The organism is Halomonas koreensis (genome assembly GCF_031451675.1).
Taxonomy (GTDB): Bacteria; Pseudomonadota; Gammaproteobacteria; order Pseudomonadales; family Halomonadaceae; genus Halomonas; species Halomonas koreensis.
Window position 1 is genome coordinate 54,330 of record NZ_JARWAK010000012.1, and the last position, 14,185, is coordinate 68,514.

Here is a 14,185-nt window from a genome sequence, read left to right on the forward strand (position 1 = left end):
CCCGTCGTCAGGCGGGGATCAGGGACTGCAGGCGGGTCATGGCGCTCGGCAGGTCGTCGCCCAGCACCTCCACGCCGGAGCCTTCCAGGTCGCCCCGGCGGATCCGCGCCACCGGGCCGCACAGCGCCAGGGGCGCATCCAGCTGCTCGGCCAGGCGCGGCAGCTGGCGGCGCACCAGGTCGGCCTTCTCAGCCTTGCCGCTGGTCAGCAGCAGGGCATCGGCGTGCAGGCGCTCGGCGGCCAGGGGCAGCTCCTGGAGCGGCGGGGCGGCGTCCAGCCACTGCACCCGGAAGCCCCGGTCCGCCGCCGCCAGGGCGGCCAGCAGGCCCCACAGCGGGCCGTCGTCGGGCAGCGGCAGCACCAGCAGGCGGGGGCCGCCGGCCTGGGCGTTGGCATGGTAGAGCCGGGTGCCGATGCGGGTGCGCAGGAAGGCCTCCAGGGTGCGCCGCTGCAGGTCCGCGCCGAGGCGGTCGTCCCAGCGCTCCTCGAGGTCGCGGATCACCGGCTGCCACAGCTCCTCGAGGCAGGGGGTCACCGGGTAGAGCGCCAGCGCCTGGTTGAACAGCGCCTCGAGACGCTCCAGGTCCAGGGCCTCGACCGCAGCGATCAGCTGCTGGCGCTGGCTCTGCCAGTCGCCGGCGGCGGGCGGCGGCGCCTCCACCGCCTCCGGCTGCTCGAGGAGCTCGCGGACCTGGCTGACCGGCACGCCGCGATTGAGCCATTGCAGGATGCGCTCGACCCGGGCGATGTCCTCCTTGGCGTAGAGGCGGTGGCCCTTGGGGGTGCGGCGCGGCTGGATCAGCCCGTAGCGTCGCTCCCAGGCGCGCAGGGTCACGGCGTTGACGCCGGTCAGGCGCGAGACCTCTCGGATCGGATAGAGCGGCGTGTCGGCCGGATGGTTCGCCTGATCGCTCATGCGCGCCTCTGCCTCGGTGGTGGGGGGACGGGGCCGGACGATGCCGGCGCTCAGAGTGTAATTTTGTACAAAAGGGGCGGCATGTACAACACGTGCGCCTCAGCGCGCCTCCCCGGCCTGCTCGGCGATCACCGTCGCCAGCGCCTCGGCGAAGGCCGGGTGCTCGCCCACCGGCGGCAGCAGGGTCAGGGCGAGATCGGGGTGAGCCTCGCCCAGCGCCGCCACCTGGCCGGGGACGTCGCGGCGCAGGTGGCGGCCGGCGGAGAAGAACAGCGGCAGGATCTCGGCCCGCTCGACGCCGGCCGCCGCCAGCTCGGCCACGGTGTCCTCCAGCGATGGGTCGCAGAGCTCCATGTAGGCCAGGCGCAGCGGCGTGGCGAGGCGTTCGGCCAGGGCCTCGGCGAGGCGCTCGAAGGGGGCGCGCCAGCGGGGGTCGCTGGAGCCGTGGGCCAGCAGGATCAGGGCATCGCTCATGGTCTTGGGATCTCCGCGAGTGGTTCGGGGGGGCGATGGCACAGTGCCTCGCCCAGGTGGTGGCCGGACAGCCAGGCGTCCTCGATGCGCGCGCCGCGCCAGCCGTCGCCGCACAGCGCCAGGCCGCGCTCGCCGAGCCGGAAGTCCTCGCCCGGGGGGATCGCGGCGGGCTCGGCGTAGCGCCAGCGGTGGGCGCCCCGGGCTCGCACCCGGGGCAGGGCGACGTCGGGCAGGGCCGCCGCCAGGGCCTCGAGCAGCCCGTCGGCCATGGCCTCGGGGGCGGCCTCCAGGTGGCGCTCGCTCCAGTCGAGGTCGGCCAGCAGGGTCAGCAGCTCGGGCCGAGCCGCCCGGCCCGGCTTGGAGCCATGGCGGATCACCCGCCGCAACGGCCCCGTCTCCAGCTCCAGCAGCGGCCAGTCGGCCTCGGCCCCGGGCAGCGCGAGGGGCGCCTCGAGGCGCGCCCAGGCCGCCCAGCAGGCCCGCTGGGGCACCGCGCGGCAGGCGGCCGCCAGGCCCGGGTCGTGGGGCGCGACCAGGCGCCCGGCCTGGGGCGCGGGCAGGGCCAGGACCACCGTGGCGAAGGGGCCGTGGACCTCGCCGGCGGCGTCCACCAGTCGCCAGCCCTCGGCGGCGCGCCGCAGGGCCTCGACGCGGGTGCCGGGCCGCAGGTCCAGGCCCGTCGCCAGGTGGCGCGTCACCGCGCTCATCCGCGGGCGGCCGGTGAAGCGGGGGCGGCCGTCGGTCCGGCGGCGCGGCCGACCGTCTTCCAGCCGCCACAGGGCCGCCGGCCAGGGCGCGGCCACGCCCGCCCGCCGCCAGGCGTCCACCTCGGCCCGGAAGGCCGGATGCGAGGCCCGGAAGCCCTGGGCGCCCAGCTCGATCGCGGTCTCCCCGAGCCGCCGGCTGGACATCCGGCCCCCGGGGCCGCGCGCCTTGTCGAGGACGACCACGTCGCGTCCGGCGTCCGCCAGGGCGCGGGCGCAGGCCAGGCCGGCGATGCCGGCGCCGATCACGGCGTGGGGGGCGGTCGTCGAGGTCATGGCGGTCTCATGCAGCGAACGGGATTTACCGCTAGACTAGCAGACGTGTACAACAGCTGTATAACACGACTCCGTGAATCGCCCCGCGCGGCGGCGCGACGGCGGCCATCATCGAAGGGAGGTTCGGCATGCGCGTACTGATCACCGGAGGCAGCGGTTTCGTCGGCCAGGCCCTGTGCCCGCGGCTGCTCGAGGCCGGGCACCGGGTCCAGGTGGTGTCCCGGGACCCGCAGCGGGCCAGACGCCGGCTGCCCGAGGCCTGTGACGTGCGGCGCTCGGCCCTGGACTTCGTCGACGTGCCGCCGGATGCCCTGGTCAACCTGGCCGGGGAGTCCATCGCCGCGCGGCGCTGGAGCGAGGCCCAGAAGGAGCGCCTGGTCGACTCCCGGCTCAATGCCACCCGCGAGCTGGTGCAGCTCTGCGAGCAGCTCGAGGCCTCCCATGGCCGGGCTCCGGGGGTGATGGTGTCGGCCTCGGCCATGGGCTACTACGGCGACCAGGGGGCGCGCCCGGTGACCGAGGAGACGCCGCCCCACGACGAGTTCGCCCACCGCCTCTGCGAGCGCTGGGAGGCGGCCGCCCGCGGCGTGACGGCCCACGGCACCCGCCTGGCGGTGCTGCGCCTCGGCCTGGTGCTGGACGCCGGCGGCGGCACCCTGCAGAAGATGCTGCCGCCCTTCCGCCTGGGGCTGGGCGGACGCTTCGGCGACGGCCACCAGTACATGCCCTGGGTGCACCGCCGGGACCTGGTGGAGATGATCCGCTTCCTGCTCGAGCGCGACGACCTCGACGGCGCCTTCAACGGTAGCGCCCCGCACCCGGTGACCAATGCCGAGTTCACCCGCACCCTGGCGCGCCACCTGCGCCGGCCGGCCCTGCTGCCGGTGCCCGGCAAGGTGCTGGAGATCGCCTTCGGCGAGATGTCGCGGCTGCTGCTGACCGGCGCCGACATGCGCCCGGCGCGCCTGGAGGCGGCCGGCTTCGCGTTCCGCTTCCCTACCCTCGACGAGGCGCTGGCCGATATCCTCGGTTGAGCCGACGCGTACGGCCCTGAAACGACGAGCCCCCGCCGGCATGCCGCCGGCGGGGGCTCCTGGTATGGCCGTGCGAGGGAGCGCGGGCCTAGCGGGAATTCTCGTCGATGGTGACGATCACCCGCACCGCGTCCAGGCGCAGCCGGGTGCCCTCGATGGCGGCGTCCAGGGCGGCGCGCTCCTCGCGCAGGGCGGCGAGCTCCGCCTCGCGCACCGCGGGGTTGCGCCGGGCCAGGGCCTCCAGGCGCGTCAGCTCGGCGTCCAGGGTCTCGCGCATGCGGGCCTGGGCGGCCTCGACGATGCTCGGCAGCTCCCGCTCGGCCTCGGCCTCGGCACGGTCCAGCAGGTCGCGCAGCTGGTCGTGGCGGCTCTTGATCAGGTCCCGGGCCACGGCCTTCTTGACCTTCTGCAGGTTCTTGGAGAGCCCGCTGAAGGAGACCTTGGCGGTGAGGTTGGCGCCGGACTCGTCGAGCAGCACCCGCACCGCGGTGGGCGGCAGGAAGCGGTTGAGGTGCAGCCGCTTGGGCGCCGGGCAGTGGGTGCGGAACACCAGCTCGGTCATCAGCCGGCCGCCGGGAATGGCCGGATGCTTGAGCAGCGCCAGGGCGGTATTGCCCATGTTGCCGCCCAGGATGCGGCCCATCATCTCGCGGACCAGCGGATGCTCCCAGGTCAGCCGCTGGACGTCGTCCCGGGCCAGCGCCCGCTCGCGGGAGAAGGTCACCGGGAAGCCGTCCTCGCCCTTCACCAGGCCCGGCAGGCCGTCGAGCATCTGCGGGCTGGGCGTCAGGTGCTGGATGTCGCCGCCCAGGTCCCGGGCGTCGACGCCGAAGATGTCCAGCGCCTGGTCGACGTAGCGGGGCAGGGCCCGGTCCGCGTCCTGCTCGCGGACCGCCTCGACGACGGCCTGGGCCCGCTCCGGCCGGCAGGCGTTGAGCTCCAGCAGGCGGTTGCGCCCGGCGTCGCGCTCGGCCAGGCGGGCATCGAACAGCGCTCGGGTCTCGGCGATCACCTCGTCGAGGCTCTCCTCGTCGAGCAGGGCGTCGGCCAGGTCGTCGCCGAAGGCCTCGTAGAGCTCGCCGCCCAGGCCGTGGGGCGCGCTGAAGGCGTCCATGCCCTCCCGGTACCAGCGCAGCAGCTGCTCGCCGGGGCTGCCGGCGAACACCGGCACGTGGAGCTCGATGGCGTGGCGCTGGCCGATGCGGTCTAGGCGGCCGATGCGCTGTTCCAGCAGGTCCGGGTTCAGCGGCAGGTCGAACATCACCAGGTGGCGGCAGAACTGGAAGTTGCGGCCCTCGGAGCCGATCTCCGAGCACACCAGCACCTGGCAGCCCTCCTCGTCGTCGGCGAAGGCCGCCGCCGCGCGGTCGCGCTCCACCAGCGACAGGTCCTCGTGGAACACCGGGGCGTGCACCCCGCCCAGCACCCGCAGGCCCTCGGCCAGCCCCTCGGCGGTCTCCCGGTCGTGGGCGATCACCAGGACCTTGTCGTCGCCGAGCCCGGTCAGGCGCTCGAGCAGCCAGGTCACGCGGGGGTCGAGCTGCCACCAGGGCTCGGCGTTGAGCGGGTCGTCGGCCAGCGCCCGGTACATGGCGTCCAGGTAGACCAGCACGTCGGGATGGTCGAGGCCGGTCTCGATCAGCAGCTCGTCCAGGTAGTCCTCGTCACGGGCCAGGCGGCGCAGCACCCGCCGATAGGACGAGGGCAGCTCGAGGCGCTCGACGTGCAGGCGCCGCTCGGGGAAGCCGCCGACGTGTCGGCGGCTGTTGCGGAACATCACCCGCCCGGTGCCGTGGCGATCGAGCAGTTGCTCGCGGAGCTGGCCCCGGGCCGCGGCTCGCTGGGCGTCGTCGCGCTCGTCGTCGGCCAGGGTATCCAGCAGGGCGGCGCTGTCCGGGTCGTCGATCACCGCGGTCACCGCCTCGCGATCCGCGGGCTCGCCGGGCAGGCGCTCCAGGGCGTCGATGGCGGCGGCGACCTCGACGTAGTGGCGCTCCTCTTCCTGGAAGACGGCCAGGCTGTGGTAGCGGTCCGGGTCCAGCAGGCGCAGGCGCGCGAAGTGGCTGGCCTGGCCCATCTGCTCCGGGGTGGCGGTGAGCAGCAGCATGCCCGGCACGGCGCCGGCCAGGCGCTCGACGCAGGCGTAGCCGGGGCCGACCTCGTCCTCCGACCACTCCAGGTGATGGGCCTCGTCGACGATCAGCAGGTCCCAGTCACAGGCCTCGGCCTGGGCCTGGCGGTGGGGGTTGGCGAACAGCCAGTCCTGGCTGGCCAGCACCAGCTGGCCGGCCTCGAAGGGGTTGCCGGGGCCCTGGGCCTCGCTCTGGCGCTCGTCGAGCAGGGTGACCTCCAGCGAGAAGCGGCGCAGCAGCTCCACCAGCCACTGGTGGGTCAGGCTCGCCGGCACCAGGATCAGCGCCCGCTCGGCGCGGCCGGCCAGCAGCAGCCGGTGCAGGATCAGGCCGGCCTCGATGGTCTTGCCCAGGCCCACCTCGTCGGCCAGCAGCACCCGGGGCGCCTGGCGGCGGGCGACCTCGTCGGCGATGTAGAGCTGGTGGGGGATCAGGTCGATGCGCGGGCCGGCGAGGCCCAGCGCCGGGCTCTGCTCGACGCGATGATGGTGGTGCAGGGTGCGGAAGCGCAGGTCGAACCAGTCGTTGCGGTCGACCTGGCCGGTCAGCAGCCGGTCGCGGGCCTGGTCGAACTGCATGGTGTCGGCGAGCCGCGACTCCGGCAGCTCGCACAGTTCGCCCTGGTCGTCCTCGCCGATGTAGACGATCAGGCCGCCGGCCTCCTTGCTGTCGTCCACGGTCATCAGCCAGCCCTCGGCGCACTGGATGCGGTCGCCGCTGCCGAAGACCACCCGGGTCAGGGGGGCGTGCTGGCTGCTGTAGGTGCGGGTTTCCTGGCTGGCGCCGAAGAGGACGGTGACGCTGCGGGCGTCGCAGTTGAGGATGGTACCCAGGCCGAGTTCGGCCTCGCCATCGCTGATCCAGCGCTGGCCGGGAGAGAAGTCGCTCATGGTGCCTCGGGGGATGCTGGGGATCTGGTCTCGCGCCGCTGGCCACGCCCGGCCCTCGGCGACAGGGCGCGGTATCTTACAGCAATCCCCGGCGCGGCTTAAGGGCTGGCCGGGGCAATCGTGGCTCGCGGCCCGGTCGGGCATCGGCGACGCGGAGCGCGGCGTCCGAGCCTGGCGCGAGGCGGGGCGCGCTCAGTCGTCGTCACCGGGCCGTCCCAAGCCGCCGGGGCCGGCGCCATGCGGGCCCTGGCGGGTGGTCATGGCTCGTCCAGCCAGCCGTCCAGGGTCGCCCGGGTCAGCTCGCCCACGTGCTGGGCGCGCGTCCGGCCCCGGGCGTCGAACAGCAGGGTGGTGGGCAGCCCCGGCGCCTCGCTTTCCACCATCAGCGACTGGCGGGGATCGAGCAGGGCGTGCGCGAAGGCCAGCCCCCGCTCGTCGAGGTAGCGGGCGACCGGCAGCAGCGCCTCGCCCTGGTTGATCACCACCACGGTGACATCGTCCCGGGCGTCGGCCTCGGCCAGCAGCGGCAGCTCGCGGCGGCAGGGTGGACACCAGGTGGCCCAGAGGTTGAGGATCACGCGCTCGCCGGCCAGCTCGTCCAGCCGGACCGTCTCGCCGTCGAGGTTCTCCAGCGCCAGCGGCGGCAGCTCGCGCAGGGCCGGGCCGCCCCCCAGCGGCGACCAGATCGCCAGCGCCAGCCACAGCAGCGAGGCCCCGAGGCTCAGCCCCAGGGCGCCGAGCAGGGCGCCGAGGCGGTCGCGCAGCGTCCAGGCGCTCCAGGCCATCGCCGCCAGCAGGCCGGCGACGCCCTGATAGCCCGGCTGCCAGAGCTTGAGGACGTCCAGGGGCGCGGCCTGGTAGGCGGCGAGATTCAGGGCGACATGCCCCAGCCGGGCGCCGACCAGCCAGGCGATCACCAGGCCGTTGAACCAGCGCGCGTGCCGCGCCCGGGGCAGGCCGAGCAGGAAGGCACTGGCGGCGAGCAGCAGCAGGGCGCAGGCGAGGGCGTAGAGGCGGGGCAGCGGCAGCAGCACGGGCCCCAGGGCGATGGCGTCCATGGCGGGAGATCTCTCGGGAGGGTCGGCGCGTGATGCCGGACCGGGTACACTGGGCGACTTCGTCCCGCCAAGCCTACTGCCGGCCGGCGGGGCTGTCATCCGGCAGCTTGCCAGCGGGAGCGCTCATGGCACGACAGGCCTTCGATACCCTGCGGGCCCTGGCCATCGCCAGCCAGGCCCTCGGCTTCATCCTCATCATCACCCTGGAGACCGTGCTCGGCGATGCGGCGCGTCCCTGGCAGGGCTGGACCCTGGCCGCCATGGTGGCCGCCGCCCTGTGGATCGCCCTGGTGCGGCTGTACCGGCGCAACAAGGCTCGCAAGGCCCGGGCACGGCGCCTGGCCGAGGGCGACGACGACTGCCCCGGGGCTTGATCGGGATCAAGCCGGCGCGCCCGGATGCTGGCCCGCCGGCCGCAAGCGGCTAGGCTGATGACAGGGCCCCGGCGGGCGTGCCGGCCGGGGCGATCGGGGTCGTGAGCGGCCACCCTCGGCCGCCGCGACCGCAGGCCATCGGGCGGGCCCGGCCCTCCCGTCTCGTCGTCCGCCAGGGGATCACCATGTACCAGTCGCTGCTCGTGCCCGTCGATGGCTCCGCCCACTCCGCCAAGGCCCTGGGCGTGGCCGCCCAGCTGGCCAGGGGCGCCTCGACCCGCCTCATCCTGCTCGCCGTCGCCGAGTTCCCGCCCGGCAACATGGGGCTGTTCACCGGCGGCACCCCGGAGCCCTTCACCGAGGAGGATCGCGAGAAGCTGGCCGCCGCGATGCGCCAGGACGCCGAACAGGCCCTGAAGCGGGTGCGCGACCGGGTCGACCTGGAGGGGCTCGACGTGGAGGCGCTGATCCGCCAGGGCCCGCCGGCTCACTGCATCGTCGACGAGGCCCGCAAGTTCGGCGTCGACGCCATCGTCATGGGCAGCCGCGGGCTGAGCGATATCCGCGGCATGCTGGTCGGCAGCGTCTCCCACAAGGTCAGTCACGTCGCCGACTGCACGGTCATCACCGTGGCCTGAGCGCCGGCGCGGGGAGCCTCCTGGCGGGGCGCCCGCCCCTTCAGTCGGCGCCCGGGTCGACGGCGGCGTAGGCCACCATCTCGACGCGCATCTCCTCCCGGGCGAAGCCGGAGACGATGATGGCCGCCCGGTTGGGGTAGGGCTCGCGCACGTACTCGGCGTAGACCCGGTTGACCGTGGCCAGGTCCTCCCGGGCGGTGACGTAGATCAGCACCTGGGTCAGCGCCTCCGGGCCGGCGCCCGCCTTCTCCAGGGTGTGGATCAGGTTGTCCAGGGTCTGGCGGGTCTGGGCCTCGATGCCGCCTTCCACCACCTGGCCATCGGCGCCGATGGGGATCTGGGCGGTGAACAGGATGCCGTTGCCGACGACGGCCCATTCCAGGGGCGCCTTGGCGGCGAAGAGATCGGTGCTTACGGGGTGAATCATCGCTCGGTGTCTCGTCTCAGTCGTTGTCGTGGGTGCCGGCACCGGCGCCCTCGCGGGAGGCGTCGGTGGCCTCCACCAGCATGCGGGTGGCGAGGTGCTTGAGGCGTTCCCAGACGGCCTCGTCGACCTCGATGCCCTCTTTCAGTGCCTGGTTGCGGCAGGCCAGCAGGTCCGATTCGTCGTGGCGCGCCAGCAGGTCGTAGCGGTAGTCGGAGCGCATCGCCGGCAGCAGGTCCACGTGGTTGGCCATCACCAGGGTGATGCCGTCGTTGGGTTCGTTCTCCTCCGGCACCTCCTGCACCGCGTAGACGCGGATCTCCGGCGCCGAGCCGTTGGCCCGGAAGCCCACCACCTGCTCGGTCAGCGGCTGCTGGACGTTGCGCCAGAAGGCGGTGACGTTCATGCCGCGGCCGGCCAGCCGAGCCAGGTAGCCCATGATCAGCTGGCGGTTGTGGCAGTGGCGGATCTTGGTCACCGAGAGGCCCCGGGCCCGGGCCTTGGCGAAGCCGAGTTCCAGGGCCAGGGTGGAGCTTCTCAGCACGCTCTGGCCATGGCCGTCGATCACCGCCAGGTCGCCGTCCTGGTAGAGCACGCTGGGCAGCTCGTCGGGATCCTCGTCGAGCAGGAAGTCCAGGCCGCGGTTCAGGGCGGCGAGGCCGCCGAGGCCGAAGCACTGCATCCAGGCGACCATGTCGGCGGCGTCCGCCGCGTCGCCCTCCTCGAAGCCCATGCCGATGAAGGCCTTGCGACACAGGCCCTGCAGCTCGTTGTAGGACGCCTTCATGATGCCTCTCCTGCGCCTTGCGGTTGTGCCTGCCCGATGCCCTCGGGCTCCAGCGGGAAGCTCCAGTCGTCGAAGTCGGCCAGGTCCCGGGGCTCGGCGTTGAGTTCCTCGACCAGGGGCGCGCCCTGGAAGAGGGTGATGCGTACCCAGCGATCCGACTTGGGATCGAAGCGGCTGGCGCCGAAGAAGGCCAGCTTGGTGCGCAGTAGGTGCATGGGCTTCATGTCCCGGTGCCAGAGGTTGGCGCGGATCTCGCCGTAGGGCGTCTCCACCATGGTCTGGATGCGGCGCACGATATCCTTATGCCGGGGGTGGGCGATCAGGAACTCCACCACCAGGGCGCGGGGGTTGGCCTCCAGGAACTCGGAGAGCACCCCGTGGGTGTGGTGGACCCGGGGGGCGATGGCCAGCGGCAGCTCCTTCTCGGAGCCGGGCTCCTCGCCGCGCACGCCGAGCCGCGGCTCCTCCTTCTCGGCGGAGCGATACCAGAACCAGTGACAGGCCTCGGGGCGCTCGAAGTCCTCGGCCAGGGCCCAGTCGTAGTGGGTCTCGATCAGCTGCTTGAGGCGCACCAGCGGCATGTCCGGGGTCAGCTCCAGCCCCTCCTCGGTGCCCATCCGGTCCTCCAGCGGGTCGACCCGCTCCGGGTAGAGCTCGATCAGCAGGGTGTTGACCAGCTCCTGGGCCTCCAGGGGCAGGGTGCGCGCGCTCCAGGCCACCAGCTGTTGCCAGAGGTCCGGCTCCAGCGGCACCTCCTCGAGCCAGGCGATGACCTCCGGCAGGGCCACCACGACGGCGGCGTTGCGCGCGCCCTGGTCGGCGTCCTCGGCCACCGTCTGGGACAGGTGGCGCATGGCGCGCCGGGTCAGGGCGATCAGCCGACGGCGGCTGTCCTCGTCCGGCGTCTGCGCCAGGGCCAGGGACAGGGCGGTCTCCCGACAGGTCACCCACTGCTGGATCAGCTGGGGGTGATTGATCAGGAAGGGCGCCATGCCGAGCCCGGTGGAGTTGCCGATGCCCAGGTAGCGGCGCAGCTCGGTGGCCATGGGCACCGCGGTCTCGGGGGCCCGGCGGCGGGCGATATGCTCCACCTGCTCGATGGAGAAGTGGCGCAGCAGGTAGACCGCCAGCATCTGGGCCGAGAAGGGGCGCTGGAAGTCGGGGTTGTCCTGAAGGCGCACGAAGTCGGCGATGCCGAACTTGCCGTTGCCGTAGACCGCCGTGGTCCGGTAGAGGTAGCCGACCCGGGTCAGCCAGGCCGGGTCGGGCTGCTCGCCGGCGGACAGCGCCTCCACGAAGTGGGCGAAGTTGCGCAGGCTGCGGTTGGCCCGGGACAGCACCAGCAGCCGCGGGTGCTGGCGCCCGGCCTCCTGCAGCGGCACGTTGGCGGCCATCTGCTCGAGCAGGGCGTCGTCCACGTCGCCCTCGACCACCCCGAAGGTGACGTCCCAGGCCTGGGCGATCACCCGGTCGGAGCGCTGTTCAGGCTCCAGGTGCTGGGAGAAGATCACGCCGTGATAGCGGCCCTGGGGCGTCTGCAGCCGATAGATGGCGATGCCGTGCCCCTGGGCGTCCAGGTCGAAGCGAGCGCGGCTGATCTGCCAGCGCTGGCGGGCCATCTGGCGGACCAGGCTGCGCACGAAGCTCAGGCGGCTGGCCGGCAGGCTGCCCAGCCGCTCCAGGTCCATGACCTCCTCGGCGGGGCGCAGCGGCACCGGAGCGGCGGTCGGGTAGGCGAACTCAGTCATGCGCTTGCTCCAGCTTGCGGCGCGTGGACAGGCCCTGGGCACGGGCCATGGCATAGGCGGCCTGGGGGCCGGTCCACAGGGACGGGAGCAGCACCAGCGACACCGGGATGGCGGTGAGCACGATGAACTGCTGCAGCACGCTGATCTGCCCGGCGCCCATGTACAGCAGGATGCCCGCCATCAGCGCCATGGCGATGCCCCAGAAGGCGCGCACCAGGGTGCTGGGGCGGTCGTGGCCGGAGCCCACCACGGCGATGGCATAGCTCATGGAGTCGCCGGTGGTGGCGACGAAGATGGTGGTCAGCACCAGGATGGCCAGCGCCATCAGGGTGCCGCCGGGCAGCGCCTGAGCCACGGTCAGGGTGGCCACGTCGAACTGGAAGTTGTTGAGCGCCTCGGTCAGGTCGATGGCGCCGGTCAGCTGGTAGTGGATGCCGGAGCCGCCGAGCAGGGTGAACCAGACGGTGGTGGCGATCGGCGCCATCACCGCCACGGCCAGGATCATCTGGCGGATGGTGCGCCCCCGGGAGATGCGCGCCACGAAGATCGCCATCAGCGGGCCGTAGCCGATGAACCAGGCGAAGAAGAACACCGTCCACCACTGCATCCACCAGTCGGGCGCCGTCTCGGCGGTCATGGTGGCCATGGCGAAGAAGGAGGTCAGGTACTCGCCGACGCCCTGGGTGTAGGCGTTGGTGAGAAACAGCGTGGGGCCGAAGACGAAGATCACCGCGGCGATGGCCAGCGCCAGGAAGACGTTGAAGCGGCTGAGCAGCTGGATGCCGCGATGGATGCCGGTCACCGCCGAGGTCACGTAGACCCCGGCCAGGGCCACCAGGATCACCAGCTGGGTGCCGTAGCCCTCGGAGACGCCGAACAGCTCGTGCAGGCCGAAGCTCACCTGGGTGGCCAGGAAGCCGATCGGGCCCACGGTGCCGGCGACCACGGCGATCACGCACAGGGCGTCGACCACGCCGCCGAACCAGCCCGCCATGACCCGCTCGCCGAGCACCGGGTAGAGCAGGGTGCGGGGCTGCAGCGGCTGGCCCTTGTCGTAGTGGGAGTGGGCCAGCACCACCGCGGTCAGCGAGCCGAGCACCGCCCAGGCCAGGAAGCCCCAGTGCATGAAGGACTGGGCCAGGGCGCCGGCGACCGCCTCGGGCGTGCCGGCCTCGGTGGAGAACGCCGGCGGCGTGACCACGAAGTGGTAGACCGGCTCGCCGGCGGCGAAGAACACGCCGCCCCCGGCCAGCAGGGTGCACATGATGATCGACAGCCACTTGAAGGTGCTGATCTCCGGGGTGGCGCGGTTGCCGATCTTGGCGCTGGCGGCGGGGGAGAAGGCCACGCCGATGCCGATGAAGAAGGTCAGCAGCAGCAGCAGCTGGAAGTAGGAGCCGAGCGTGGCGGCGGTCCAGGCGAAGCCGGCGCCGATGGCGCCGGCCACCATGTCGATGTCATACAGCGACAGGGCGACGAACAGCAGGATGAACCCCACGCTGAGGGTCAGCACGATGGGGTCGCCCAGGCGGTGCTCCCGCGGCGCCTCGGCGGCCGCCGGGGTGGCGATATTGTGTTGTGTCATGTCGTTGGCCTCTGCGGATGGCCCCCTTCGGGGGCCTTTGTTGTTGTCCGATGGCGGGGCGGAGCGTCAGGCGGCGGCCTCCTCGGTCGCCGCGGCCGGGACGGCGGCGCGTTCCAGCAGCTCGATCCAGTTCTGGCCCATGACGCGCCGGATCGAGGCCTCGTCGAAGCCGCGCCGGCGCAGGCCCGCGATCAGGTTGGGGAAGTCGCGGCTGTCTCGCAGCCAAGGCAGCGGGCGGGGCCAGTCGGCGTTGGCCTTGCTGCCCTCGCCGTAGTCCATCTCCTTCGACCAGCGGCCGTTGCGCATCCATTCCAGCACCGAGGTGGGCTGGGCCTGGCACAGGTCGGTGCCGATGCCGATGTGCTCGATGCCCATCAGGTCGGCGGTGCGGGCGATCATGTCGCAGAAGTCCTCGAGGCTGCAGTCCGGCCCGTTCTTGAGGTGGAAGGGGTAGGCCGAGAAGCCGAGCAGCCCGCCGGACTCGGCGATCGCCGCCAGCACCCTGTCCGACTTGTTGCGCTTGGCCGGATGGAAGGAGGCCGGGTTGGCGTGGGAGATGATCACCGGCCGCTCGGAGAGCTCCACGGCCTCCAGGGTCGAGCGTTCGGCGCTGTGGGACATGTCGATGACCATGCCCACCCGGTTCATCTCGCGGATCACCTGGCGGCCGAAGCGGGTGATGCCGCTGTCCTCGGCCTCGTAGCAGCCGCAGGCCAGCAGGCTCTGGTTATTGTAGGTCAGCTGCATGATCAGCAGCCCCAGGTCGCGCATCACCGCGACCATGTCGATGTCGTCCTCGATGGGCGAGCAGTTCTGGGCGCCGAGGAAGATGCCCACCTTGCCGGCCTGGCGGGCGCGCTCGATGTCGCCCGCCTGCCGCACCGGCATGATCAGGTCGCCATGGGCCTCGAAGCGGCGATTCCACTCGCCCAGGCGCGACAGGGTCTCGCGGGTGTTCTCGTGATAGACCAGGGTGGCGTGGACGGCGTCGACGCCGCCCTCGCGCATCTGCTCGAAGATCTTCCGCGACCAGTTGGAGTACTGCAGGCCGTCGACGATCGGCATTTCCTGGGACATGGGGCGCC

Annotated in this window: 13 protein-coding genes; 3 read left to right on the forward strand and 10 right to left on the reverse strand. The window is 72.7% G+C overall.

Features of this window, described 5'->3' with window-relative positions:
* Positions 1 to 7: 7 nt before the first annotated feature.
* The 3 genes from QC818_RS13740 to QC818_RS13750 all read right to left on the reverse strand — a co-directional run bounded on the left by QC818_RS13740 (position 8) and on the right by QC818_RS13750 (position 2,430).
* On the reverse strand, positions 8 to 916 hold the full coding sequence (locus QC818_RS13740) for a MerR family transcriptional regulator (RefSeq protein ID WP_309653426.1): 909 nt from the start codon (positions 914 to 916) through the stop codon (positions 8 to 10).
* Between the two features lie 99 nt (positions 917 to 1,015).
* The gene (locus QC818_RS13745) at positions 1,016 to 1,390 is read right to left on the reverse strand and encodes a sirohydrochlorin chelatase (protein ID WP_309653427.1); all 375 of its coding nucleotides are present in this window, start codon (positions 1,388 to 1,390) and stop codon (positions 1,016 to 1,018) included.
* Positions 1,387 to 2,430: an NAD(P)/FAD-dependent oxidoreductase gene (locus tag QC818_RS13750; protein WP_309653428.1), complete on the reverse strand. Its 1,044-nt coding sequence runs from the start codon at positions 2,428 to 2,430 to the stop codon at positions 1,387 to 1,389. Before QC818_RS13750 ends, QC818_RS13745 begins: the two co-directional genes overlap by 4 nt.
* Positions 2,431 to 2,558: 128 nt before the next feature.
* Between QC818_RS13750 and QC818_RS13755 the strand changes: the two genes are divergently transcribed.
* A complete protein-coding gene (locus QC818_RS13755) occupies positions 2,559 to 3,464 on the forward strand; it encodes a TIGR01777 family oxidoreductase (RefSeq protein WP_309653429.1) in 906 nt (301 codons plus the stop codon).
* An 88-nt stretch (positions 3,465 to 3,552) separates the two neighbouring features.
* Here QC818_RS13755 and rapA read toward each other — a convergent pair whose 3' ends face one another.
* Both rapA and QC818_RS13765 read right to left on the reverse strand, forming a co-directional pair.
* Entirely contained in the window at positions 3,553 to 6,486 is a 2,934-nt protein-coding gene (gene rapA / locus QC818_RS13760; protein ID WP_309653430.1) for an RNA polymerase-associated protein RapA, read from the reverse strand.
* A 257-nt stretch (positions 6,487 to 6,743) separates the two neighbouring features.
* Positions 6,744 to 7,544 (reverse strand): TlpA disulfide reductase family protein, encoded by an 801-nt coding sequence (locus QC818_RS13765; RefSeq protein WP_309653431.1) that lies wholly within the window; start codon positions 7,542 to 7,544, stop codon positions 6,744 to 6,746.
* A 125-nt stretch (positions 7,545 to 7,669) separates the two neighbouring features.
* Between QC818_RS13765 and QC818_RS13770 the strand changes: the two genes are divergently transcribed.
* Both QC818_RS13770 and QC818_RS13775 read left to right on the forward strand, forming a co-directional pair.
* Positions 7,670 to 7,918, forward strand: coding sequence for a hypothetical protein (locus QC818_RS13770; RefSeq protein WP_309653432.1), 249 nt, complete (start codon positions 7,670 to 7,672; stop codon positions 7,916 to 7,918).
* A gap of 185 nt (positions 7,919 to 8,103) precedes the next feature.
* Positions 8,104 to 8,556, forward strand: a complete 453-nt coding sequence (locus QC818_RS13775) for a universal stress protein (protein ID WP_309653433.1) — start codon at positions 8,104 to 8,106, stop codon at positions 8,554 to 8,556.
* 40 nt (positions 8,557 to 8,596) lie between these two features.
* Here the strand turns inward: QC818_RS13775 and QC818_RS13780 are convergent, their stop codons facing one another.
* The 5 genes from QC818_RS13780 to QC818_RS13800 all read right to left on the reverse strand — a co-directional run bounded on the left by QC818_RS13780 (position 8,597) and on the right by QC818_RS13800 (position 14,177).
* Positions 8,597 to 8,983 carry a RidA family protein gene (locus QC818_RS13780; protein ID WP_309653434.1) on the reverse strand — a complete coding sequence of 129 codons (387 nt, stop codon included), beginning with the start codon at positions 8,981 to 8,983 and terminating at the stop codon, positions 8,597 to 8,599.
* 16 nt (positions 8,984 to 8,999) lie between these two features.
* The gene (locus QC818_RS13785; RefSeq protein ID WP_309653435.1) at positions 9,000 to 9,767 is read right to left on the reverse strand and encodes a DUF3726 domain-containing protein; all 768 of its coding nucleotides are present in this window, start codon (positions 9,765 to 9,767) and stop codon (positions 9,000 to 9,002) included.
* Positions 9,764 to 11,515 (reverse strand): hypothetical protein, encoded by a 1,752-nt coding sequence (locus QC818_RS13790; protein WP_309653436.1) that lies wholly within the window; start codon positions 11,513 to 11,515, stop codon positions 9,764 to 9,766. Before QC818_RS13790 ends, QC818_RS13785 begins: the two co-directional genes overlap by 4 nt.
* The gene (locus tag QC818_RS13795; protein WP_309653437.1) at positions 11,508 to 13,100 is read right to left on the reverse strand and encodes a BCCT family transporter; all 1,593 of its coding nucleotides are present in this window, start codon (positions 13,098 to 13,100) and stop codon (positions 11,508 to 11,510) included. Before QC818_RS13795 ends, QC818_RS13790 begins: the two co-directional genes overlap by 8 nt.
* Before the next feature lie 66 nt (positions 13,101 to 13,166).
* On the reverse strand, positions 13,167 to 14,177 hold the full coding sequence (locus QC818_RS13800; RefSeq protein ID WP_309653438.1) for a dipeptidase: 1,011 nt from the start codon (positions 14,175 to 14,177) through the stop codon (positions 13,167 to 13,169).
* Between the last annotated feature and the right edge of the window lie 8 nt (positions 14,178 to 14,185).